The sequence below is a fragment of the Pseudomonas sp. Seg1 genome (genome assembly GCF_018326005.1).
Taxonomy (GTDB): Bacteria; Pseudomonadota; Gammaproteobacteria; order Pseudomonadales; family Pseudomonadaceae; genus Aquipseudomonas.
Genome location: NZ_AP021903.1, coordinates 5755989 through 5779014 on the forward strand (window position 1 = coordinate 5755989; position 23026 = coordinate 5779014).

At 59.5% G+C, this 23026-nt stretch carries 21 protein-coding genes; 12 read left to right on the forward strand and 9 right to left on the reverse strand.

Annotated features, from left to right (window positions below; all coding sequences use genetic code 11):
* Positions 1-105: 105 nt before the first annotated feature.
* Both KI231_RS25860 and KI231_RS25865 read left to right on the forward strand, forming a co-directional pair.
* A complete protein-coding gene (locus KI231_RS25860; protein WP_213026676.1) occupies positions 106-1884 on the forward strand; it encodes a hypothetical protein in 1779 nt (592 codons plus the stop codon).
* Positions 1885-2047: 163 nt separating this feature from the next.
* Positions 2048-4006 carry a hypothetical protein gene (locus KI231_RS25865; protein WP_213026677.1) on the forward strand — a complete coding sequence of 653 codons (1959 nt, stop codon included), beginning with the start codon at positions 2048-2050 and terminating at the stop codon, positions 4004-4006.
* A gap of 62 nt (positions 4007-4068) precedes the next feature.
* On the opposite strand, the gene KI231_RS25870 is transcribed toward KI231_RS25865, so the two are convergent.
* From KI231_RS25870 to KI231_RS25890, 5 genes are all read right to left on the reverse strand, one after another.
* Positions 4069-4647, reverse strand: coding sequence for a hypothetical protein (locus tag KI231_RS25870; RefSeq protein ID WP_213026678.1), 579 nt, complete (start codon positions 4645-4647; stop codon positions 4069-4071).
* 77 nt (positions 4648-4724) lie between these two features.
* A complete protein-coding gene (locus KI231_RS25875; RefSeq protein WP_103303698.1) occupies positions 4725-4955 on the reverse strand; it encodes a hypothetical protein in 231 nt (76 codons plus the stop codon).
* Positions 4956-5069: 114 nt separating this feature from the next.
* Positions 5070-5660 carry an LON peptidase substrate-binding domain-containing protein gene (locus KI231_RS25880; RefSeq protein ID WP_213026679.1) on the reverse strand — a complete coding sequence of 197 codons (591 nt, stop codon included), beginning with the start codon at positions 5658-5660 and terminating at the stop codon, positions 5070-5072.
* Between the two features lie 10 nt (positions 5661-5670).
* On the reverse strand, positions 5671-6387 hold the full coding sequence (locus tag KI231_RS25885; RefSeq protein WP_103303700.1) for an LrgB family protein: 717 nt from the start codon (positions 6385-6387) through the stop codon (positions 5671-5673).
* Positions 6387-6749, reverse strand: coding sequence for a CidA/LrgA family protein (locus KI231_RS25890; protein WP_213026680.1), 363 nt, complete (start codon positions 6747-6749; stop codon positions 6387-6389). Before KI231_RS25890 ends, KI231_RS25885 begins: the two co-directional genes overlap by 1 nt.
* A 180-nt stretch (positions 6750-6929) precedes the next feature.
* Here KI231_RS25890 and KI231_RS25895 point away from each other — a divergent pair, with 180 nt between their 5' ends.
* From KI231_RS25895 to KI231_RS25905, 3 genes are all read left to right on the forward strand, one after another.
* On the forward strand, positions 6930-7385 hold the full coding sequence (locus tag KI231_RS25895) for a MaoC family dehydratase (protein ID WP_213026681.1): 456 nt from the start codon (positions 6930-6932) through the stop codon (positions 7383-7385).
* Positions 7386-7495: 110 nt separating this feature from the next.
* A complete protein-coding gene (locus KI231_RS25900) occupies positions 7496-9223 on the forward strand; it encodes a C13 family peptidase (protein WP_213026682.1) in 1728 nt (575 codons plus the stop codon).
* Positions 9224-9250: 27 nt separating this feature from the next.
* The gene (locus tag KI231_RS25905; protein WP_103303703.1) at positions 9251-9892 is read left to right on the forward strand and encodes an oxidoreductase; all 642 of its coding nucleotides are present in this window, start codon (positions 9251-9253) and stop codon (positions 9890-9892) included.
* A gap of 130 nt (positions 9893-10022) precedes the next feature.
* Here KI231_RS25905 and KI231_RS25910 read toward each other — a convergent pair whose 3' ends face one another.
* From KI231_RS25910 to KI231_RS25925, 4 genes are all read right to left on the reverse strand, one after another.
* Complete coding sequence (locus tag KI231_RS25910) at positions 10023-10319, reverse strand: YceK/YidQ family lipoprotein (RefSeq protein WP_213026683.1); 297 nt, start codon at positions 10317-10319, stop codon at positions 10023-10025.
* Positions 10312-10959 (reverse strand): flavin prenyltransferase UbiX, encoded by a 648-nt coding sequence (gene ubiX / locus KI231_RS25915; RefSeq protein ID WP_003228582.1) that lies wholly within the window; start codon positions 10957-10959, stop codon positions 10312-10314. Before ubiX ends, KI231_RS25910 begins: the two co-directional genes overlap by 8 nt.
* Complete coding sequence (gene mpl / locus KI231_RS25920) at positions 10956-12305, reverse strand: UDP-N-acetylmuramate:L-alanyl-gamma-D-glutamyl-meso-diaminopimelate ligase (protein ID WP_103303705.1); 1350 nt, start codon at positions 12303-12305, stop codon at positions 10956-10958. Before mpl ends, ubiX begins: the two co-directional genes overlap by 4 nt.
* Before the next feature lie 266 nt (positions 12306-12571).
* The gene (locus KI231_RS25925; RefSeq protein ID WP_213026684.1) at positions 12572-14491 is read right to left on the reverse strand and encodes a sigma-54-dependent Fis family transcriptional regulator; all 1920 of its coding nucleotides are present in this window, start codon (positions 14489-14491) and stop codon (positions 12572-12574) included.
* 302 nt (positions 14492-14793) lie between these two features.
* Between KI231_RS25925 and exaC the strand changes: the two genes are divergently transcribed.
* From exaC to KI231_RS25960, 7 genes are all read left to right on the forward strand, one after another.
* Positions 14794-16314 (forward strand): acetaldehyde dehydrogenase ExaC, encoded by a 1521-nt coding sequence (gene exaC, locus KI231_RS25930; protein ID WP_213026685.1) that lies wholly within the window; start codon positions 14794-14796, stop codon positions 16312-16314.
* A 369-nt stretch (positions 16315-16683) separates the two neighbouring features.
* Complete coding sequence (gene eat, locus KI231_RS25935) at positions 16684-18054, forward strand: ethanolamine permease (protein ID WP_103303708.1); 1371 nt, start codon at positions 16684-16686, stop codon at positions 18052-18054.
* A gap of 265 nt (positions 18055-18319) precedes the next feature.
* The gene (locus KI231_RS25940; protein WP_213026686.1) at positions 18320-19714 is read left to right on the forward strand and encodes an ethanolamine ammonia-lyase subunit EutB; all 1395 of its coding nucleotides are present in this window, start codon (positions 18320-18322) and stop codon (positions 19712-19714) included.
* 5 nt (positions 19715-19719) lie between these two features.
* Positions 19720-20544: an ethanolamine ammonia-lyase subunit EutC gene (gene eutC, locus KI231_RS25945; protein ID WP_213026687.1), complete on the forward strand. Its 825-nt coding sequence runs from the start codon at positions 19720-19722 to the stop codon at positions 20542-20544.
* 115 nt (positions 20545-20659) lie between these two features.
* Entirely contained in the window at positions 20660-21121 is a 462-nt protein-coding gene (locus tag KI231_RS25950) for a GNAT family N-acetyltransferase (RefSeq protein WP_074691599.1), read from the forward strand.
* A gap of 375 nt (positions 21122-21496) precedes the next feature.
* Positions 21497-22147 carry a DedA family protein gene (locus tag KI231_RS25955; RefSeq protein WP_103303711.1) on the forward strand — a complete coding sequence of 217 codons (651 nt, stop codon included), beginning with the start codon at positions 21497-21499 and terminating at the stop codon, positions 22145-22147.
* Positions 22148-22151: 4 nt separating this feature from the next.
* The gene (locus KI231_RS25960; RefSeq protein ID WP_213026688.1) at positions 22152-22964 is read left to right on the forward strand and encodes a M90 family metallopeptidase; all 813 of its coding nucleotides are present in this window, start codon (positions 22152-22154) and stop codon (positions 22962-22964) included.
* Positions 22965-23026 lie beyond the last annotated feature (62 nt).

Sequence of the window (23026 nt, forward strand, 5' to 3'; positions counted from 1 at the left end):
ACCGAGCCGTCCCCTGCTGATCTGCAAACATCACCTGCCTTGACCGTGCACGATTTGCCGACAACCAGTAACCCGACCACCCACACGCCCGGTCCAGGATCATTGATGGATTACACATTCGACCCGTCTTTGTTGAATAGGAAGACGATAAAAACTGACGCGTTCGGGGTAAAAGACTTCGGCGCCACTCCGTTCGTGGACCTGGAAATCAACGGTAAAACACATCATGCATTCGTCATGTTTGACCGAAGCATCAATATGTGGCGAGTAAAGAAGTGGTCGGAACTAGAGCCGGGCCCGGTGATTTACCGATCCATCAAAAACAACCTGTGGCAGGAAAGCCGCCATCTGACCTTTCTGAACAGCCATCAGATCTTTCTGGACGGCGAAAGCCATATAGTTGCCGAATCCGCGAGTGCCAACGGATTCCACGAAGTACGCAATCTCGGCTCCGACAGCGACGCGCCCATTGTCGCCCATGCCTACAGGGACCATAACCATCGCTGGGTGGAAGTTGACCTGTCCCAACCCCGAGACACCATCCCGCCACCGGTAAAACTGGCGAATTGGACGGATGGCGATCTGCGGCAAACGTACAACCTGACCGACGCCCAACTGTCGGACTTCCGTGCCGAGGCGGATGCATCCGGCAAACCGCCGTCCTGGGCCACGCGCATCCAGCACGACCAGGATCTCGTGCAGGTGACAGATTCGTTGAGGTGGATCCACCCGACAATGTCCCGCAAAGAGCGTCGCCATCTACTGCGCAGCTACAACTTGACGGCGTCGCAATTGAAGCACCTGCGCACGGACCTCGAAAGCTACCAGATGCCCGCATGGGCCGAAGAACATAAACGCATGACCATGAACAAGGACGATGATCAGCGCTTCAAACTGATCGCCGAAGAACTTGAACATCACGTGCAGATGCTGAGGACCCGAGGTAGCAAATTCGACCACGGTGACCCGACTTCTCGCTATAGCAAGGAGTTCCTTGCCGACTACACGGCCCGCCTCGGCTACCTGCGCAACAAATACGACGTGATTTACCGTACCGATATTCCGGCCATGTTCAGAGGCGAGACGCGAACGCCATTCGAGCTGTCCAGAGACAGGCGCATGATCCATCGCAAGGGCAACCCGAGCGGCACAACCACCAAGCGCGCGTTCAGCGCGACCTTCGGCCTGAAAAACGCCGAGAGTTACGCTGCATCATATGGTGGTTACTTTCACGAGCGGCACTACAACTCGCAGGCCAACCGTTACCCCGGCATCGATCCGGACGCGGGGGCAAGAAGAAGGCCTTCGGGCGACGACGACAATGTCTCGCAAAACGGCGACGGGTCCGATGGCTACGACTCTGATGCCAGTATCGCTTCCCGTGGAGAACGTGAAGGTAACGAATCCGACTCTGACAGTTCGTTCGTTTTCGATGACACGCAAAACTACACCTCCAATCGCCGCAAGCAGACAACTTCTTTTGTGTATGCCATAGACACACGTGGCGTAGAAGTCGTCCCGGGGCACGAGGAACTAGCCTTCAACAACAAGAACAGATTCTGGTTCGACGAACTGGAAGGGCATATATCAATGCCGACTCGGGGCGTGAGTGCCGAACGAATCTGGCTGGTGCGCTCGGACCTCAGACGGGCAGCCCGAGTGGACGACATTTACGCAATGGCGGAGAGCAACGACAGTCTCGAATATTACGAGGAGAGCATTTGGGAGGGGACCGACTTCGACAACTATCACCGAAGATCCCTCTGCGACGGACTTATCGACGAAATCGCCAGTTCTGGCGGCGTAGTGCTTGAACTGCCGAAAGGTGATCTCACCTTCGCCGACGACATCGTCTGGCCGGTGCCTGAGCACTACCGAACCTGACTGCAAGACTGTCGACCAGGCTCGCGCCGGCCTTCGATCATCGAGCCGGCAACGGCCCGCGACCTGTTTAACGCGAAACGCCCGATGTGATGTCCATCATCACATCGGGAAACTTCAGTCAGCCATTGGATCGGCTGACTCATCGACATGGAGTCACACCTTAATGCGCAACAAACCCAAAGCCCCTCGATTAACGCCTGAGGCCGATACAGCCACGCTTTCGACATCCCGCCCCGTCACACCTGACAAGGGGCTGGAACACCTGGATTTCAATCTGCCCGGTCGCAAAACACCCGGGAAGGCAAACCCGCTCTCATCAGAGGGCGCAGTGGAAGGTTCATCAGGAAGGACAGTGCACCCCGAGCCTGCGGTGACGGTATCGGTCACGCCGCTATCGGACACTGCCCCGGCGGCGCATACGGCCCCGGTTTCGCCACTGCAACCCTACGTACAAAAGCCCGGACGCGAGCTATCCGCGCCAGATGCAGCCGGACTGAGATCCTACAAAGGCCGGCAATTCGCCGAGGTGGCTGGGGATCATGCAGGAAGCGGCACTCAGACAGTGATGGTGATGTTCGATGAAGTTATGAAAGCCTGGCGGGCAAAGCTGCCGTCCGAACGCAATTCCTCCGGGCCACCGCTTTATCGAATCGCCAACGGCAACACCTGGAGCCTGAAAAAACCGGTTGAGTATTACGATCACCTCGACTACTCCATCCATCATTTACCCGATAGCCAAGGCTACTACGGCGTTTCCAGGCGGGACTTTTTCAATGTCAATCGATGGTTACCCACTGACCTTTGGGCTTTCAGGGATTCTCGTAATGGCAATTGGGTCAAGGTCGTGCGGGTCACCGCGCTGGGAGATTCATCTGCTACACCGCTTGCACACTGGACCGATGGCGAAATCTGGAGTGCGTACCGCCTGCACGGTGCCGAAGCTCAAGTCTTTCGCACCGAAGCACAATCCCTTGGCAGGGCACCTGACTGGGCCCCCCGTTTCGACGAACCGGATGTCTCCCGCTATTTGACCGACTCGTTGAAATGGCTACATCCGCACAAGTCCCTGAGCGAACGCTCGGACCTCCTGCGCAGCTACAACTTGACGGCGGCCCAGCAAACTCGTTTGCGGCAGGACCTGCAAAACGGACCGTTCCCCGAATGGGCCGAACAGCACAAGCAATTGACTCAGAGCAATGACGAGCAGCGGTTCAAGCACATTGCCGAGGAACTGGATCCGTATTGCCTGCGATTAAGAAATGAAGGCGAAAACTTCAGCGACTCATTACCCGACGTTGATAAACGCTATGACCGTCAGTTTCTGGAAAGCTATCTGCTGCATGCAGGTTACAAGCGCAATGTGCACGACTCGCTGTATCGAACTGATATCCCGGGGATGTTTCGCGCTGATCTGCGCACACCTTTTGAACTGGCCAGGGACAAACGCCTGGTAAAGTTGCGGGGCAATCCCTCCGACACCACAACCAAACGGGCTTTAAGCGCGACATTTGGTCTGGCCAATGCCTTGTCCTACATGAGTTTTGATTACTACTCCAACCCTCGGCATTACAACAGCCAGGCCAATCGCTACCCAGGGCACTTCAGTGACAGTGATTCGTCGACCGGAAATCGACACAGCACGGACGGGGAATCGGATACATCGTTTGAAATGGACGACTCGCGCGACTATCCACTGCTAAGGCGCAACCAAAAACTTGGGTTTCTTTATGTCATCGACACCCGCGGCGTCGAAGTCGTACCCCGGGTGGAAAACATTTATCTGAACAACATGGACTTTGACGGCGATACGCTCGAAGGCCGGATATCAATGCCTACGCGGGGTATCAGCGCCGAGCGGATCTGGCTGGTGCACTCGGACGTGAAGCGAGCTGCCCGGGTGGAAGATATCTTTCGACAAGCGGGCGACGACGCCGAGGAAATCGAGAGCGCAACGTGGGCAGGCGTCGATGCCGACTCCGTAGAACGCGTTGGCCACACTCCTTACGATGCATTGATCAATCAAGTAGCCGACTCTGGCGGGGAAATACTGGATTTGCCGAATGGTAACGGTACATTTGCCAATGACATTGTTTGGTCCGTTCCCGAACATTACAGAACCTGATTCACAAACAAGTTGAACATGTGAAATACGCCATTCATTGCACAAATGAATGGCGTATACCCTCAGGCTTCGAGGGGCAGCTTATCAATAAGCTTGAACACAAAAACTACCGGTTTATTGTTATAGGCGACATGCCCGGTCACATTGGGATCTACACTCTTGAAAATATTCATTCGATTAACTGTGTCACGATACAACGGCTTTTTATTCGACTCGCTCGCCAGTTCAATATAAGTCGGGCCGACTTCAAGTTCACCCAGCGTGGCGCGCATCACTCCGGTTTTACTGATTGAAAAGAATTCACTCTGTTCGTGCTGACTGACCAGCAGATTGTGCGTACGACTCTCTATAACCAAACGTGCGCCATCATTCACACCGCGCAGCACAATGTTGATCGCATAGCTGTCACCCTGTGGCGTGAATTTAAGCAGCAGCGGTTTATCATCCTCATGGTCGGCGAGCGTAATAAAGCTCGATTCGCGCGCGTCCGCCAGTGCCACTTCAGTATCGAGTTTTTCACGCTGGGTTATCCGCGAGTCGCGCAAGCGCTGCTTCAAGCGTTGTTGATTAAGCACCACCGGCAGCCCGTTGACATAGAGATTTGCGGTGAATGCAACGTTGTCGCTTTTATTTGTAGACATAAAACCACCTCCTCGCAGAAGTCTTGCCGCTTATGCATTCGCAGCACCTGATCATTCTGCATGACAAGAAAATTGATTCAGGCCGCAACCATCGGAGCGACAGACTCTGCCGTGGCGGAAACACGAGCAATTTCGTTGACAGGAATTTTGGCGGCCTTGCGTTTACGACGCTCAATGACCATCAAATCGGCGTAGACCGCCGCCGCTTCAATAACGTGATTAACGTTATGATCGCTACCGGCATGTTTGAAAATATACTTACCGGCAATATCGTCCCAGAACCCCCACTCATCTTCATAAACAGTCATGAATATTCCTTATTCTTAATAAAAGGCACCCGCATCCTGCGGGCAACTTGAAATTAAGTTAAAGGAATAGCCAACACAATGCTGGCAAGTACCGCGAGTTGATTCAAAGTAAAACTAGGCGAACAGCTCACCTTGTAATTCATCGAGCAATGCTTGTATTGCATCCAGGCGTTGCTGAGGGTCGTCGAGTTGCAGCAGGTCGATCTTGTCTTCTTCCGCAAAGGGCAACAGATACGCCAACTGATTGGCCAGCGATTGCTGGCCGACCGCTTCGGTGCCCATGTTCAACGCTTCGACCATCGGATGTTCCGCCAGCGCCTTGAGCAACGCCACCAAATCGGCGTCTTCATCCTGCAACGGTTGCTCGGGTTCGTCGTCCAGCCACTCGACGTCGGCGATGATCAGTTGATCGCGCTGCACTTCAGTGCGCAGCACGTGGAAGCGTCGCCCGCCCTGCACGCGAATCCCCAGCAGGCCATTGTCCTGCTGTTGGAAATCGGTAATGCGCGCCTCGCATCCGACCAGAGCAAAACCTTGCGGCGCGACGCCGACTTCATGGCCATCGAGGATGCACACCACGCCAAAGCCGACGCCCTGCTTCATGCAGCGGCCGATCATGTCCAGATAGCGCGCCTCGAATATCTGCAAGTCGAGGTTGCAGCCGGGAAACAGCACTGTGTTCAGCGGAAAAAGCGGCAGACTCATAGACATTTCCTTACACCACCATCGACACCGCCAACGGCAGGAACACCGCCGTGGCCACGCCCATCAGACTCATCGCCAGCGCCGCGAAGGCGCCGCACTCCTCACTTTCCTGCATCGCCACCGCCGTGCCGACCGCATGCGCGGTCATGCCCAGCGCCATGCCGCGTGCCTCGGGGCTGTGCACGCCGAGACGGTTCAACAACGCCGGGCCGAAGATCGCGCCGATCACCCCGGTGATCAGCACGAACACCGCTGCCAGCGCCGCGACGCCACCGATCTGCTCGGCCACCAGCATCGCAATCGGTGAGGTCACCGACTTCGGCGCCATGGTCATCAGGATCATGTGCTCGGCGCCGAACCACCAGCCCAGCGCCACACCCATGCCCGTGGCGACCACCCCGCCTATCACCAGCGTAGTAAAAATCGGCCAGAACAATTGGCGGATGCGCCGCAGGTTGAGATACAGCGGCACGGCCAGCGCCACCGTCGCCGGCCCGAGCAGAATGCTGAGAATCTCGGTGCTCTTGCGGTACTCGGCATAGGTCAGGCCGCAGCCCACCAGCACGCCGATCACCAACAGCATGGAGACCAGCACCGGTTGCAGAAAGATCCAGCGGGTTTTCTCAAACGCCGCCAGCACCAGTTGATAGGCACCGAGGGTGATGCCGATGCCGAACAGTGGATGGTGAATCACCGACGCCCAGGCGCCATGCCAGTCGAAGAGCATCAGGACTCCTCCGAATGCCGCGCGTGGCGCTTGACCAGGCGCTGCATCAGCACGCCGGCGAACGCCATCGACAGGATCAGCGACACCACCAGCGCACCGACTATCGCCCAGAAATCGGCGGCAATCGCCGTGGCATACACCATCACGCCCACCGCGGGTGGCACCAGCAGCAACGGCAGATAACGCAGCAAACTGCTGGCGGCGAGGTTCAGCGGCTCGCCGACTTCACCGCGAATGATCAGGAATATCAGCAGCAACAGCAGGCCGATGATCGGCCCCGGCAATACCGGCAACAGCAAATGATTGAGTGCCGTGCCGAGCAATTGGAACAGCACCAGCAGGGTCAGGCCACGTAACAACATCTGACATCTCCGACAGAAAGCGCCCGGCATTATAAGCACGCCTGCGCTATGGATCGGCATTCGCCAAAAGCATGGTCGGTTGACCGGAGCAAATTGCCATGATGATCTACAGTGGTTCGCAGGGCGGTCAAATCCCCCACCTGAAAAACTATAAAACCGATGAACCCAAGGAGAGTCTCAATGCCCTATGTTCCCGTTGCAGAGCTCAAAGATTATGTCGGCAAGGAACTCGGACGTTCCGAATGGCTCACCATCGATCAGGAACGCATCAACCTGTTCGCCGAAGCCACCGGTGATTATCAGTTCATTCACGTCGACCCGGTCAAAGCCGCGCAAACGCCATTTGGCAGCACCATTGCCCACGGTTTCCTGTCGTTGTCGCTGATCCCGAAATTGATGGAAGACATCCTCGTGCTGCCGCAGGGCGTGAAGATGGTGGTCAACTACGGCCTCGACAGCGTGCGTTTCATCCAGCCGGTCAAGGTCAATTCCAAAGTTCGCCTGAAGGTCGATCTGGACGAAGTGACCGAGAAAAAACCGGGCCAGTGGTTGCTCAAAGCCACCGCAACACTGGAGATAGAAGGCTCGGACAAACCGGCCTACATCGCCGAGCCGCTGTCGCTCTGCTTCGTTTAAGCGCCGGGATGCGAAGCAGCGCACGCTGTTTCGCATCCGCTCACTTCCGGCGGCTGTATAAGGTCACATAGCTGCGGCATACTCGGTCGCCTAATTGCCCGGATCCCGCTATGCGCCCACTCGCTTCTCTTGCCCCTATTGCCTTGACCCTGATGCTTGCCGCTTGCGGCGACGGCGAGTCGCTGTTGCCGCCGGATGCGCGCCTGCCGGACGGCGGACGCTATCGTGGCGAGTTGGTCGATGGCTTGCTGCAGGGCCAAGGGCGCGTCGACTACCCTAACGGCAGTTGGTACGCCGGGCAGTTCGACAAGGGCCAGTGGCATGGCCAGGGCGAATGGCACGGCAGCAACGGCGAGGTCTATCGCGGTCAGTTCCAGCAAGGGCTGTTCGACGGTCAAGGCAGCCTGACCACCAACGCCAGCAGTTACACCGGCGGGTTCAAGCTCGGTCGACGTGATGGCGAAGGCACTCTCAAAGAAAACGCCATGACCTACCGCGGCGAGTTCAAGGCCGATCAATATTCCGGGCTCGGCCGTCTGGAAATGGATGACGGCAGCTCCTATCAAGGCCAGTTCGCCCACGGTAAACCGAATGGCGAAGGCCAGCGCGGCGACGCCAGCGGCAACTCGTTTACCGGCCACTTCGTCAACGGTCAGCTGGAAGGCAACGGCACCTTCAATAGCGCCGACGGCGACATCTATGTCGGCGGCTTCAAGAACAATCAATTGCACGGCAAGGGTCGTTACGAAAACGCCGACGGCGACGTCTGGCTCGGCCAGTTCAAGGAAGGCGCGCTGACCGGCAAAGGCGAACTGATCGGCGCCGACGGCAGCCATTACATCGGCTCGTTCAGCGACTGGCGCTTCAGTGGCCAGGGTCGTTTGAACCTGCCCGACGGCAGCTTCTACATCGGCGGCTTCGACAGCGACAGTTACGCCGGACGTGGCACCTTGGTGCTGACCGATGGCAGCGTGCTCAGCGGCACCTGGATCAACGGCCAGCGTGTGCGCGATGCCGACGGCAAGTTGCTGCCCGACACCCTTGAACTCGGCTTGCTCGCCCAGGGCCGCCTGCTCGATGACGCACTGGCCGCCATCCCGGCCTCGACGCCTGCGGTCGAGTTGTACACCCTGACCCTCGGCGGCGACGGAAAGCAGAGCGTGTTCCTGCGCGAGTCCGATTACGTCGCCAACATGCTCAGCACGCGTTTCGGCGCCTATGGCCAGATCCGTCTGGTCAACCACCGCGACCACCTCGGCGACCGGCCGATGGCCACCCGCGAAAACCTGCGCCGCGCCGCGCAAACCCTGGCCGAACGCAGCGGCCCGGAAGATTTGCTGTTCATTTACCTGACCAGCCACGGCACCGCCGAACACGAACTTGTGCTCGACCAGCCGCGCATGGAACTGGCCGACCTGCCCGCCGACGAACTCGCCGCCGTGCTCGCACCACTGAAAAATCGCGACAAGATCATCGTGATTTCCTCATGCTATTCCGGCGGTTTCATCCCGGCCCTCAAAGACGAACGCACGCTGATCATGACCGCCTCGCGTGCCGATCGCGTGTCCTTCGGCTGTTCCGAAGAGGCTAACTTCACCTACTTCGGCGATGCGCTGTTCGCCCAGGCGCTGAACCAGACCGACGATCTCGAACAAGCTTTCAAACTGGCCAAGGCCACCGTCGCCGAGCGTGAACTGGCGGACAATTTCGAAGCCTCGGAGCCGCAAATCTGGGCGCCGAAAACCGTGCTGTCGCACTGGCAGTTGCTGCGCAAACAGCAAGCCAGAAAAGCGTTGCAAAGTGCTGCATTGAACGACGGAGCGACAAACAGCAACTAAGCTGAACAGTATCAAGGGAGAGACACTATGTACTTGACGCCTCAGCACGTATTGCTTGCCGGAGCCACCGGATTGACCGGTGAACATCTACTCGACCGTTTGCTCAACGAGCCAACGATTACCCGCGTGCTCGCCCCTTCCCGTCGTCCACTGGCCGAACATCCGCATCTGGAAAACCCGGTCGGCGATCCGCAGGCGTTTCTGCCGCAGCTCAGCGGGCGCGTCGACATCGCTTACTGCTGTCTCGGCACCACGATCAAACAGGCCGGTTCGGAAGCTGCGTTCCGTGCGGTGGATCTGGACATGGTGGTGGCGTTCGCCAAGCGTGCGCGGGAGATGGGCGCACGGCACCTGATCGTGATCAGTGCGTTGGGCGCCGATCCGAAGTCGTCGATTTTCTACAACCGGGTCAAGGGTGAGATGGAAGAAGCTTTGCGTGCGCAGGACTGGCCACAACTGACCATTTGCCGACCATCGCTGTTGCTGGGCGAACGCACTGAGCCCCGTCTGGCCGAGCAGTTGGCCGGGCCGTTGTCGAAGCTGATTCCGGGCAAGTATCGCGGCATCGAAGCGTGCCAACTGGCGCGCGCGATGTGGCGGCTGGCGCTGGAAGAGCAGGATGGGGTTCGGGTGATTGAGTCCGATGACTTGCGCAAGTTAGGCAAATAATTCATCCGCCCATGATGATCGTTCCCACGCTCTGCGTGGGAATGCAGCCATGGACGCTCTGCGTCCCAAAAAGCGTGACGCGGAGCGTCACAGGAGGCGTTACCACGCAGAGCGTGGGAACGATCAGTCACTACAAGCCGCCAGTCGCCTGAAAACCCACGCCAATCACCGTGAGCAAAGACAACGGCAAAAGCAGCGTATCCAGCAAAGCACTCGCCGGCAGATCCACCCCCGGATAACTCGGCGCCTCAGCACCGAACCGATCCACCGCGCAACACCCGCCATTCATCGCATACAAATCCAGCCGCGTTCCGGAGTACACCACTGGCGCCCCGGGCTTGGCCGCATCGAGCGTTCGCGCCGTAGCGCACCCGGCCAATTGCAGCGCCAACAGCATCATCAGCAGAGATGCCAGCAGCTTATTCATCGCTGCTCAGATGATGCTCGCCCCAACGCGGCAGCATGTCCTGAGGAATACCCAGCAGATTGAGAATCCGCGCCACGACGAAATCGATCAGGTCATCGATGGTCTGCGGCTGGTGATAGAAGCCTGGCGAGGCCGGCAGAATGGTCACGCCCATGTTCGACAGCTTGAGCATGTGCTCCAGATGAATGCTCGAATACGGTGCTTCGCGCGGCACCAGAATCAACTGGCGACGCTCCTTCAACGTCACGTCTGCCGCACGTTCGATCAGGTTGTTGCAAGCGCCCGTGGCAATCGCCGACAACGTACCGGTCGAACACGGCACCACCACCATCGCTGCGGGTGCACCGGAGCCCGAAGCCACCGGCGACATCCAGTCTTCCTTGCCGTACACGCGGATCTGCCCGGCGGCTGCGCCGGTGTATTCGGTGAGGAACGCCTGCATCATCTGCGGCTTGGGCGGCAGTGTGACGTCGGTCTCGGTGGCCATCACCAGTTGCGCTGCCTTGGAGATCAGGAAGTGCACCTCGCGATCTTCACGCACCAGACAATCGAGCAGGCGCAAACCGTACTGCGCGCCTGAGGCGCCGGTCATCGCCAGCGTGATGCGTTCCGGGCCGCCGTTCTGCGAAAAAGTGTTCATTGCAGCGCCTCGGCGAGTTTGCCGTGCAGGCCGCCGAAGCCGCCATTGCTCATGATCACCACGTGGGTGCCGGGCTGAGCCTGGCTCTTCACGCGATCGATGATGCCTTCCAGCGAATCGCTGACAATCGACGGCACGCTGCACAGCGCAGCAGTCGCGCCCAGATCCCAGCCAAGATTGGCCGGCGCGTACCAGATCACCTGGTCGGCGTCGTTCACACTCTCCGGCAAACCGTCACGGTGCGCGCCGAGTTTCATCGAGTTGGAGCGCGGCTCGATGATCGCGATCAGCGGTGCATCGCCGATGCGCTTGCGCAGGCCGTCGAGCGTGGTGGCAATGGCGGTCGGATGATGGGCGAAGTCGTCGTAAATGGTGATGCCGCGCACTTCAGCGACTTTCTCCATGCGCCGTTTGACGTTCTTGAACGCACTCAACCCGGCAATGCCCATCGACGGCACGACGCCGACGTGACGCGCCGCCGCCAGCGCGGCCAAGGCATTGGCGACGTTGTGCTGACCGGTCAGCTCCCACTCGACCGTGCCCTGGGACACGCCTTCGAACATCACCTCGAACGCCGAGCCATCGTCTTTCAGCAACTTGACTTGCCACTGACCGCCGACGCCGGTGGTCTGCACCGGGGTCCAGCAGCCCATCTCGATCACACGCTGCAAGGCCGGCTCGGTGGTCGGGTGGATCACCAGGCCTTCGCTCGGGATCGTACGCACCAGATGATGGAATTGCCGCTCGATCGCTGGCAGATCAGGGAAGATGTCCGCGTGATCGAACTCAAGGTTGTTGAGGATCGCGGTGCGTGGGCGGTAGTGAACGAACTTCGAACGTTTGTCGAAGAACGCGCTGTCGTATTCGTCGGCTTCGATCACAAAGAACGGCGTACCGCCCAGACGTGCGGATACCGAGAAGTTCTGCGGCACGCCGCCGATCAGGAAACCCGGGCTCATGCCGGCGTGCTCCAGTACCCAGGCGAGCATGCTGCTGGTGGTGGTTTTGCCGTGGGTGCCAGCGACAGCCAAGACCCAGCGACCTTGCAGCACATGATCGGCCAGCCACTGCGGGCCGGATACGTACGGCAGGCCTTTGTTCAGCACATATTCCACCGCTGGATTGCCGCGGGACATGGCGTTGCCGATCACCACCAGATCCGGCGCCGGATCGAGCTGGGCCGGGTCGTAGCCCTGAGTCAGCTGAATGCCTTGGGCTTCAAGCTGTGTGCTCATCGGCGGATAGACGTTGGCGTCGGAGCCGGTCACGTGATGGCCCAGCTCTTTGGCCAGTACGGCCATCGAGCCCATGAAAGTCCCGCAGATACCCAGAATATGAATGTGCATAGTCGACCTCGTAAAACATGGCCGCAGGTTAGCGTAGGGAGGGGGAAATCGCACTCTTTAGCTGATGGGGCGGGACGGTTGGGCATGGCATTCGGGCTCGGCTGTAGATAGTTGCCCCTCACCCCAGCCCTCTCCCGAGGGAGAGGGAACCGATCGATGTCGCTTTCAGATCTTGAGTTCGACTCGATAATCCACGTCGGCGTATCTCGAAATAACAACTCGGTCAGTCCCCTCTCCCTGCGGGAGAGGGTCAGGGTGAGGGGCTTCTAACTGACACAACGCTCAATCCCATGTTTGCGCAGCTTTCTATAAAGGGTGTTACGGCTTACGCCGAGCCGCAACGCGGTTTGGGTCATGTGCCAACGGGTCTGCTCCAAAGCATTGAGCAATGCCGAGCGTTCGGCGTCTTCCAGCGGATGATCGGATTGCATAACCTCCAACTCTACCGCCGGCCGTGCCTGACGAATCATCACCGGCAAATCCTCCAGCCCGATCCGCCCTTCATCACACAACGCCGCCAGCGTACGCAGCACGTTGCGCAACTGCCGCACGTTCCCCGGCCAATTGAACGCCAGCAATGCTTGCCGCGCCGGCTCTTCGATCAGAATCGTTTCGCCGCCCGCCTCCTCGGCCAGCAGGAAATCCAGCAACTGCGATTTATCACTGCGCTCACGCAACGCCGGCAACGCCACTTCCAGGCCATTGAGCCGGTAATACAGATCCTCGCGAAAACTGCCGTCCGCCACCCGCTCCAGCAGATTGCGGTGAGTGGCGCTGATGATCCGCACGTTTACCGCTTCCGGCTCGCCGCCGATCGGCACCACCTGTCGATCCTCCAGCACCCGCAACAAGCGTGTCTGCAAGGCCAACGGCATGTCGCCGATTTCATCGAGGAACAACGTGCCGCCATCGGCCTGCTGCAACTTGCCGCGCATGCCGTCCTTGCGCGCACCGGTGAAGCTGCCGCCGCGATAACCGAACAGCTCGCTCTCGATCAGGCTCTCGGGAATCGCCGCGCAGTTGAGGGCGACGAAGGCTTTACTGGCGCGTTGGCTGGCCTGATGGACAGCCTTGGCAAACGCCTCTTTGCCGGAGCCGGTCTCGCCGTTGATCAGCAGCGGCACGTCGCGCTCGAACACGCGCAGGGCTTTGCGGAAGTCCGCTTGCAAAGCCGTATCGCCGAGGCAAATGCTCGATAGACGCGGCGCCTCCGCCACAACCGACGACGAAGGAATGATCGGCGTCGACTTGCGCGACTCGCCGCGTAATACGGCAAACAAATGTCGCCCATCGCGGGTGCGCAACGGCCAACTGGCGCTGGCATTGGCACTCGCGCGGCCGAGCAATTCATCCAGCGAACAATCGAAAAACGCCTCCACCGGCTTGCCCAGCAATCCGCCGCGAATATGCCCCAGCAGATTCAGCGCACTCTGGTTGACCGCACTGATCCGCCCTTCCCCGTCGAACGCCAGCAAGCCCTCACTGAACAACCCGACCGACTCGGCCTGCAAGTGAAAACGCAGCAACCACTGGTTATCGAAGCAACGCAGGAAATAGCAGCTCTCGATCATCTTCGCCGACAGATTGACCAGCGCCATGGTGTGGAACTGGCTCTGCCGCGAAACGTCGTGGCGCGCCGAGGACACGTCGAGCACCGCGAGCAGTTCGCCATGCGGATCGAACACCGGACTCGCCGAACAGGTCAGACCGGTGTGGCGTCCGCGAAAGTGTTCGTCCTGGTGAATGGTCAGCGCCTGACGTTCGACCAGGCAGGTGCCGATGCCATTGGTGCCTTCACAGGCTTCGCTCCAGTCGGCGCCGAGCCAGAGGCCGGCGCGCTCGAAAATCTTGCGTTCGGCAGGTGCAGTGACACAGTTGAGGATCACCCCGCGCGCATCGGTCAGCAAAACTGCATGGCCGGCGCCGGAGAGTTGTTGATGCAGGCTGCTCATTTCGTTGCCGGCGATCTGCAACACCTGTTGCAGGCGCTCGCGGCTTTCAAGGACGCGCCCATGCTCAAGCACCGTGGGCGCCATGCTCAGGGCCGGATCGAGGTGATAGTCCTCGAGACAGCGCAGCCACGAGCGGGCAATCGATGGATCGGCTCCCGGCCCGTGCAGGTGCGGTTTGCCCTGGGTGGCGGTAAGAACCTGTTGGGCATGGCGACTCAAATGGTTGTCGTGCATTTCTTATTGTTCTCCCCGAGGCTCGGCGGCCCAATGCTTGAGGTGACGCCCAGCATCCTCCAGCCGCTCCGGCAATGCAATGCTGGCAAGACTGCCCGGTCACCAGCTGTGCCAAAAGCGGTACACACTGTCACCCAATCTGTACCGAAACCGTCACAGGCGTTATCCGCCCGTCCGACAAAAACCGCGCAAGACCTTGATTTCACTGCCCTGCACGGCAGTGGCCCGACCTTTGCTCTACGCTTATAGCAAGCGCACTTGCGCGTTTCTCTAATAAGTACAAAGCCAAGGAGAACATCATCATGCGTTACGCTCACCCCGGTACTGAAGGCGCCAAAGTCTCGTTCAAGAGCAAGTACGGTAACTACATCGGCGGCGAGTTCGTCGCGCCTGTCAAAGGTCAGTACTTCACCAACACCTCGCCAGTGAATGGCCAACCGATTGCCGAATTCCCCCGCTCCACTGCCGAAGACATCGACAAGGCACTGGACGCCGCCCACGCCGCTGCCGATGCGTGGGGCGCGACCTCCGTGCAGGCGCGCTCGCTGATCCTGCTGAAAATCGCCGACCGTATCGAACAGAACCTCGAGCTGCTGGCGATCACCGAAACCTGGGACAACGGCAAAGCCATCCGCGAAACCCTCAACGCCGACATCCCGCTGGCCGCCGACCATTTCCGCTACTTCGCTGGCTGCCTGCGCGCCCAGGAAGGCAGTGCTGCCGAAATCGACGGCAACACCGTGGCCTATCACATTCATGAACCACTGGGCGTGGTCGGCCAGATCATCCCGTGGAACTTCCCGATTCTGATGGCCGCGTGGAAACTCGCACCAGCGCTGGCCGCCGGCAACTGCGTGGTGCTCAAGCCTGCCGAGCAGACCCCGCTGGGCATCTCGGTGCTGGTCGAACTGATCGGCGACCTGCTGCCGCCGGGCGTGCTGAACATTGTTCAGGGCTACGGCAAAGAAGCCGGCGAAGCGCTGGCGACCAGCAAACGCATTGCCAAGATCGCCTTCACCGGCTCGACCCCGGTCGGCTCGCACATCATGAAATGCGCTGCCGAGAACATTATTCCGTCCACCGTTGAACTGGGTGGCAAATCGCCGAACATCTTCTTCGAAGACATCATGCAGGCCGAGCCGACTTTCATTGAGAAAGCCGCCGAAGGTCTGGTGCTCGCGTTCTTCAACCAGGGCGAAGTCTGCACCTGCCCGTCCCGCGCGCTGGTGCAGGAGTCGATCTACGACGAATTCATGCAAGTTGTGATGAAGAAAGTCCTGCAGATCAAACGTGGCGACCCGCTGGACACCGACACCATGGTCGGCGCCCAGGCGTCGGAACAGCAATTCGACAAAATCCTTTCGTACCTGGAAATCGCCAAGGGCGAAGGCGCCGAACTGCTGACCGGCGGCAAGGTGGAAAAACTCGAGGGCAGTCTGTCGACCGGCTATTACATCCAGCCGACCCTGCTCAAGGGCACGAACAAAATGCGTGTGTTCCAGGAAGAAATCTTCGGCCCGGTGGTGAGCATCACCACCTTCAAGGACGAAGCAGAAGCGCTGGCCATCGCCAACGACACCGAGTTCGGCCTCGGCGCCGGCCTGTGGACCCGCGACATCAACCGCGCTTATCGCATGGGCCGGGCGATCAAGGCCGGTCGTGTGTGGACCAACTGCTACCACCTGTACCCGGCGCATGCCGCGTTCGGCGGGTACAAGAAGTCCGGCGTCGGCCGTGAGACGCACAAGATGATGCTCGATCACTATCAGCAGACCAAAAACCTGCTGGTGAGCTACGACATCAATCCGTTGGGCTTCTTCTAAAAACATGGGGCGACACTGATGTTTCGGTGTCGCCCATGCGACCGCCATCGCTGGCAAGCCAGCTCCCACAGGGTCGTGGGTGAATCCACTTTTTGAGTTCGACTCAGATCACTGTGGGAGCTGGCTCCCACAGTGTTGTGGGTGAATCCACTTTTTGAGTTCGGCTCAGATCACTGTGGGAGCTGGCTTGCCAGCGATGGCGCCCTGACTGACACACCACCAATGGGCTGGCCGCTCTGGCACGGCACTTGCGTACCCGTCATTCAGGATTTGCACTGAAACCGCCGCTGCGTGAACAGCACCTATCCACCTCAACCGCCACACCCGAAAGTCCAATAGATCAAACAATAAAAAAGACAGCGAGGACTTATGACTTCCACCACACAGCTCAAACCCACACTCGGCACCCTGCACCTCTGGGGCATTGCCGTCGGCCTGGTGATCTCCGGCGAATACTTCGGCTGGAGTTATGGCTGGGGCACCGCAGGCACTCTGGGTTTTCTGGTCACGGCGCTGATGGTCGCGACGATGTACACCTGCTTCATTTTCAGCTTCACCGAACTGACTACTGCAATCCCACATGCCGGCGGGCCGTTTGCCTACAGCCGTCGGGCGTTCGGCGAGAAGGGCGGACTGATCGCCGGGATCGCCACGCTGATCGAGTTCGTCTTTGCGCCACCGGCGATTGCCATGGCCATCGGCGCCTATCTGAATGTGCAGTACCCGGAGCTTGATCCGAAGATCGCGGCGGTTGGCGCGTATTTCGTGTTCATGACCCTGAATATTCTAGGCGTCAGCATTGCTGCGACTTTTGAACTGGTGGTCACCGTACTGGCCGTCGCCGAATTGCTGGTGTTCATGGGCGTGGTTGCGCCGGGCTTCAGCTTCAGTAACTTCGTGCTTAACGGCTGGTCGGGTTCGAACGAATTCACCATGGGCTCAATCCCCGGAATCTTTGCGGCGATACCGTTTGCGATCTGGTTCTTCCTTGCCATCGAAGGCGCGGCCATGGCCGCCGAAGAAGCCAAAGACCCGAAACGCACAATTCCCAAGGCCTATGTCAGCGGGATTCTGACCCTGGTGTTCCTCGCCATCGGCGTGATGGTGATGGCCGGCGGTGTCGGCGACTGGCGCCAACTGTCGAACATCAACGACCCGCTGCCACAGGCAATGAAAGCCGTGGTCGGTAACAACTCGACATGGATGCACATGCTGGTGTGGATCGGCCTGTTCGGGCTGGTGGCGAGTTTCCACGGCATCATTCTTGGCTACTCGCGACAGTTCTTCGCCCTCGCTCGCGCCGGTTATCTGCCGAAAAGTCTGGCCAAGCTCTCACGCTTTCAAACGCCACACCGGGCTATTCTGGCCGGCGGCGTGATCGGCATTGCGGCGATCTACAGCGACGGTCTGGTCAATCTGCAAGGCATGACGCTGACCGCTGCGATGATCACCATGTCGGTGTTCGGCGCGATCGTGATGTACATCATCAGCATGCTCAGCCTGTTCAAACTGCGCAAAACCGAGCCGAACCTGGAGCGCACCTTCCGCGCTCCGGGCTACCCGGTGGTGCCAGCCATTGCGCTGTTTCTGGCGCTGGTGTGTCTGGTGGCGATGGCGTGGTTCAACACGCTGATCGGTTGCGTGTTCCTGGGCTTCATGGCCGCTGGTTATCTGTACTTCCAGCTAACCGCCAAACAACGCGCCGAAGCGCCGGCAGACGCTATGCTCGAAGGTATCTAGTTGCACCGGCACCGGGCTTCGAACCCGGTGCCCGCTATATAGAAGTGCATACACCTCCCTTGTGCGGGAGATGAACCTGTGGCGAGGGGATTTATCCCCGATCGGCTGCGAAGCAGTCGTAAACCCATTTATCGCTGTGTAGCTGATACTCCGCGATCTCAGGGTTTGCGGCCGCTGCGCGCCCCATCGGGGATAAATCCCCTCACCACGGAGTCCGTTCCCACAAGGAACTGAGTTATCCACAGAATCAAGAGGACACCGCCCCATGGCCGCATTTGCCCATTCCGTCGGCGCCCAGACCTATCGCTTCGACAGCCTCAAGGATGTGATGGCCAAGGCCAGCCCGGCGCGGTCCGGGGATTTCCTCGCCGGTGTCGCCGCGCTCAATGACGGCGAGCGCGTGGCCGCACAAATGGCGCTGGCCGACATCCCGCTGACGCATTTTTTGCAGGAAGCGCTGATTCCTTACGAGTCCGATGAAGTCACCCGGCTGATCATCGACACCCACGACAAACAGGCCTTTGCCGTGGTCAGCCACCTCACCGTCGGCGGTTTCCGCGACTGGCTGCTCAGCGAGGCGGCCGATGAAACCAGCCTGCGCGCCCTCGCCCCCGGACTGACGCCGGAAATGGTCGCGGCGGTGTCGAAGATCATGCGCGTGCAGGATCTGGTGCTGGTCGCGCAGAAAATTCGCGTGGTGACGAAATTTCGCGGCACCCTCGGCCTGCGCGGGCGTCTGTCGACCCGTCTGCAACCCAATCACCCGACCGACGAGCCGTCCGGTATTGCCGCGAGCATTCTAGACGGCCTGCTGTACGGCAACGGCGACGCGATGATCGGCATCAACCCGGCCACCGACAGCATCGCCTCGATCTGCGCGATGCTGGAAATGCTCGACGCGGTCATCCAGCGCTACGACATCCCGACTCAGGCCTGCGTGCTGACCCACGTCACCACCTCGATCGAGGCAATCAACCGTGGGGTGCCGCTGGACCTGGTGTTCCAGTCCATCGCCGGCACCGAAGCGGCCAACGCCAGTTTCGGCATTAACCTGAATGTCTTGCAGGAAGGCTACGACGCCGGGCTGAGCCTGAATCGCGGCACCCTCGGGCAAAACCTGATGTATTTCGAAACCGGTCAGGGCAGCGCCCTGTCGGCCAACGCCCATCACGGCGTCGATCAACAGACCTGCGAGACACGGGCCTACGCCGTGGCGCGACATTTCAAGCCGTTTCTGGTGAACACAGTCGTAGGATTTATCGGCCCGGAATACCTCTACAACGGCAAACAGATCATCCGCGCCGGCCTCGAAGACCACTTCTGCGGCAAGCTGCTCGGCGTGCCGATGGGCTGCGACATCTGCTACACCAACCACGCCGAAGCCGATCAGGACGATATGGACACCCTGTTGACCCTCTTGGGCGTGGCCGGGATCAACTTCATCATGGGCATCCCCGGCTCCGACGACATCATGCTCAATTACCAGACCACTTCGTTCCACGACGCGCTCTACGCGCGCCAGACTCTGGGTCTGAAACCGGCGCCGGAGTTTGAACAATGGCTGGCCAGAATGGGCATCTTCACCCAAGCGGATGGCAAGGTGCATTTCGGCAATAACCTGCCGCCGGCCTTTCGCCAGGCCTTGGCGCAACTGGGATGACTCTTATGGAAAAACCGCCTGTCGACCCGCAAAACCCATGGCTGGAACTGCGCCGGCTGACCCCGGCACGCATCGCCCTCGGCCGCACCGGCACCAGCCTGCCGACCAGTGCCCAGCTGGACTTCCAGTTTGCTCACGCGCAAGCGCGAGATGCGGTGCATCTGCCGTTTGATCACGCCGGACTCAGCGCGCAACTCAGCGAGCGCGGGCGCGAGAGCCTGTTGCTGCACAGCGCGGCGACCGATCGCAACAGCTATCTGCAACGCCCGGATCTGGGGCGCAAGCTCAGCGATGACTCGGCGCAAACCCTGCGCGATTACGCGCAAGCGCATCCCGGCGACATTGACCTGGCGATTGTCGTGGCTGACGGCCTGTCGGCACTGGCTGTGCATCGGCATACATTGCCGTTCCTCACACGCTTGGAAGAGCAGATGAGTGCTGACAACTGGTCCATTGCCCCCGTCGTTCTGGTGGAACAGGGGCGGGTCGCCGTCGGTGATGAAATTGGTCAACTGCTCGGCGCAAAAATGGTCGTGATGCTGATCGGTGAGCGCCCGGGCCTCAGTTCGCCGGACAGCCTCGGTTTATATTTCACCTACAATCCAAAAATCGGACTGACCGATGCCTACCGCAATTGCATTTCCAACGTGCGGCTGGAGGGCTTGAGCTACGGGATGGCGGCGCATCGCTTGCTGTACCTGATGCGCGAGGCCTGCCGGCGGCAGCTGTCGGGGGTCAATCTGAAGGACGAGGCGCAGGTTCAGACGCTGGAAGCGGACGCCGGTGCAGACATGAAAGGAAACTTCCTACTCGGTCCGCCCCCAACCTGAACCGTTTCCGCATTGCGTTTCTGCGCGGGTTTCAGGCAGGATCGATACACGGCCGCCAAGGTTTCCCATCGCCGTCAGAGCAGTTGAAGACAGCCACTTGAAGACGAGACCTATCATGCGGATTATTCAAGCGACCCTCGAACATCTGGATTTGTTGACTCCGTTGTTCGTCAAATATCGCGAGTTCTACGGTTCCCTGCCTTATCCGGATTCCTCCCGCGCGTTTCTCGAAAAACGCCTGCGCCGCAAGGAATCGGTGATCTATCTGGCCCTGGCCGATGATGACGACAAAAAACTGATGGGTTTCTGTCAGCTGTATCCAAGCTTTTCCTCGCTGTCGCTCAAGCGCGTGTGGATCCTCAATGACATTTACGTCGCCGAAGATGCGCGCCGCCAATTGGTCGCCGACAACCTGATCCGCACCGCAAAAAAAATGGCCAAGGAAACCCAGGCCGTGCGCATGCGCGTGTCCACCAGTGCCGATAACGAGGTGGCGCAGAAAACCTATGAATCGATCGGATTCAAGGAAGACACCGAGTTCAAGAACTACGTGCTGCCGATCAGCGAAGAGCTCTGAACACCTGCATCGACGGCATATTTGTGGGCAGTTCCTGTGGCGAGGGAGCTTGCTCCCGCCGGGCTGCAAAGCAGCCCCAAGCCCCAACACCTCGATCCTGCAGGCTCACCGCATGCCTGCGGGTTCGGGAGTGCTGCGCCCTCCAGCGGGAGCAAGCTCCATCACCACAACAAAGCGCTCGGCACGACAACCCATGCTTCCCTGACAAATCCTCACACCCCGACATCACCCGCTACAAAACCAACGCGCTTTTCATCTTTCAGACCGTATAATCCCGATCTTTCCGGCTTGTAAGAAAAACTACACCCCGTTGTAGGCTTACACCAAGTCATCCGCACAGGCCTGCCGAGTCGGGCCATCACCACAGGTGCCTCCATGGATTTCAACCCGCTCGACCTTATCCTGCATCTCGACGTCTACCTCGATTTGCTGGTGAACAATTACGGGCCATGGATCTACGCCATCCTGTTCCTGGTGATTTTCTGCGAGACAGGTCTGGTGGTGATGCCGTTCCTGCCGGGCGATTCGCTGCTGTTCATCGCCGGCGCCGTTGCGGCGGGCGGAGGCATGGACCCCGTGCTGCTCGGCGGCCTGCTGATGCTGGCGGCAATCCTGGGCGACAGCACCAATTACGTGATTGGAAGAACGGCCGGAGAAAGGCTGTTCAGCAACCCGAACTCGAAAATCTTCCGCCGCGATTACCTGCAACAGACCCACGACTTCTACGACAAGCACGGTGGCAAGACCGTGACCCTGGCGCGCTTCCTGCCGATCATTCGTACCTTCGCGCCATTCGTCGCCGGCGTGGCAAAGATGCCCTACCCACGCTTCTTCGGTTTCAGCGTCTTCGGTACCGTGCTGTGGGTCGGCGGTCTGGTGACGCTGGGTTACTTCTTCGGCAACGTGCCGTTCATCAAGAAGAACCTGTCGCTGCTAGTGGTGGGCATCATCCTGCTGTCGCTGGTGCCGATGATCATTGGCGTCGTGCGTAGCCGTTTCGGCGGCACCAAAGCGCAATCGCACTAAGCCGATGTGGTCGCTGAGCGCCTGGCGACGCCGGCGCATTCTGGCGAAGCACCCGATTGCCGATGACATGTGGCAACGGGTGCGCCATCACCTGAGCTTTCTTGACGGCATCACCGCCGCCGAAGACCAATGGTTGCGCGAAGCCTGCGTGCTGTTTCTCGAGGAAAAACACCTGACCGCCCTGCCCGGCGTCGAACTGCATCAAGAACAACGCCTGCTGCTCGCCGCCCAGGCGCAGTTGCCGCTGCTCAACCTCGGTGATTTGAACTGGTATCAGGGCTTCCACGAAATCGTCCTCTATCCCGACGACTTCCTCAGCCCGCAACGCCATCGCGATGCCAGCGGCGTCGAGCATGAATGGGACGGCGAACACAGCGGCGAAGCCTGGCAGCAGGGGCCCATCATCCTCGCTTGGCCTGGCGTGATGGCCAGTGGTGGCTGGGAAGGCTACAACCTGGTAATCCACGAACTGGCGCACAAACTCGACATGCTCAACGGCGACGCCAATGGCCTGCCGCCGCTGCACGCCGACATGCGCGTCAGTGACTGGGCCGAGGTGATGCAAAAGGCTTACGACGACCTCAATCATCAACTCGACCGCAACCCTGACGCCGAAACGGCCATTGACCCGTATGCCGCCGAGAACCCGGCCGAGTTCTTCGCCGTCACCAGCGAGTACTTTTTCAGCGCCCCGGATCTGCTCGACGAAGCTTATCCACAGGTCTACGCGCAACTGCAGCTTTTCTATCGTCAGGATCCGTTGGGCAGACTGCGGCAACTTCAGGCCACGGACCCGGTCTATCAGGCGCACGACTAAGCTCTGCACGACTTTCGGTACATGGCGCGCCCGGCAGAATATGCCTATAATCGCCGCCACTT

Coding starts and splice junctions, on each gene's coding strand:
- KI231_RS25860 (WP_213026676.1), top strand. CDS start 106: ATGGATTACACATTCGACCCGTCTTTGTTGAATAGGAAGACGATAAAA.
- KI231_RS25865 (WP_213026677.1), top strand. CDS start 2,048: ATGCGCAACAAACCCAAAGCCCCTCGATTAACGCCTGAGGCCGATACA.
- KI231_RS25870 (WP_213026678.1), bottom strand. CDS start 4,647: ATGTCTACAAATAAAAGCGACAACGTTGCATTCACCGCAAATCTCTAT.
- KI231_RS25875 (WP_103303698.1), bottom strand. CDS start 4,955: ATGACTGTTTATGAAGATGAGTGGGGGTTCTGGGACGATATTGCCGGT.
- KI231_RS25880 (WP_213026679.1), bottom strand. CDS start 5,660: ATGAGTCTGCCGCTTTTTCCGCTGAACACAGTGCTGTTTCCCGGCTGC.
- KI231_RS25885 (WP_103303700.1), bottom strand. CDS start 6,387: ATGCTCTTCGACTGGCATGGCGCCTGGGCGTCGGTGATTCACCATCCA.
- KI231_RS25890 (WP_213026680.1), bottom strand. CDS start 6,749: ATGTTGTTACGTGGCCTGACCCTGCTGGTGCTGTTCCAATTGCTCGGC.
- KI231_RS25895 (WP_213026681.1), top strand. CDS start 6,930: ATGCCCTATGTTCCCGTTGCAGAGCTCAAAGATTATGTCGGCAAGGAA.
- KI231_RS25900 (WP_213026682.1), top strand. CDS start 7,496: ATGCGCCCACTCGCTTCTCTTGCCCCTATTGCCTTGACCCTGATGCTT.
- KI231_RS25905 (WP_103303703.1), top strand. CDS start 9,251: ATGTACTTGACGCCTCAGCACGTATTGCTTGCCGGAGCCACCGGATTG.
- KI231_RS25910 (WP_213026683.1), bottom strand. CDS start 10,319: ATGAATAAGCTGCTGGCATCTCTGCTGATGATGCTGTTGGCGCTGCAA.
- ubiX (WP_003228582.1), bottom strand. CDS start 10,959: ATGAACACTTTTTCGCAGAACGGCGGCCCGGAACGCATCACGCTGGCG.
- mpl (WP_103303705.1), bottom strand. CDS start 12,305: ATGCACATTCATATTCTGGGTATCTGCGGGACTTTCATGGGCTCGATG.
- KI231_RS25925 (WP_213026684.1), bottom strand. CDS start 14,491: ATGCACGACAACCATTTGAGTCGCCATGCCCAACAGGTTCTTACCGCC.
- exaC (WP_213026685.1), top strand. CDS start 14,794: ATGCGTTACGCTCACCCCGGTACTGAAGGCGCCAAAGTCTCGTTCAAG.
- eat (WP_103303708.1), top strand. CDS start 16,684: ATGACTTCCACCACACAGCTCAAACCCACACTCGGCACCCTGCACCTC.
- KI231_RS25940 (WP_213026686.1), top strand. CDS start 18,320: ATGGCCGCATTTGCCCATTCCGTCGGCGCCCAGACCTATCGCTTCGAC.
- eutC (WP_213026687.1), top strand. CDS start 19,720: ATGGAAAAACCGCCTGTCGACCCGCAAAACCCATGGCTGGAACTGCGC.
- KI231_RS25950 (WP_074691599.1), top strand. CDS start 20,660: ATGCGGATTATTCAAGCGACCCTCGAACATCTGGATTTGTTGACTCCG.
- KI231_RS25955 (WP_103303711.1), top strand. CDS start 21,497: ATGGATTTCAACCCGCTCGACCTTATCCTGCATCTCGACGTCTACCTC.
- KI231_RS25960 (WP_213026688.1), top strand. CDS start 22,152: ATGTGGTCGCTGAGCGCCTGGCGACGCCGGCGCATTCTGGCGAAGCAC.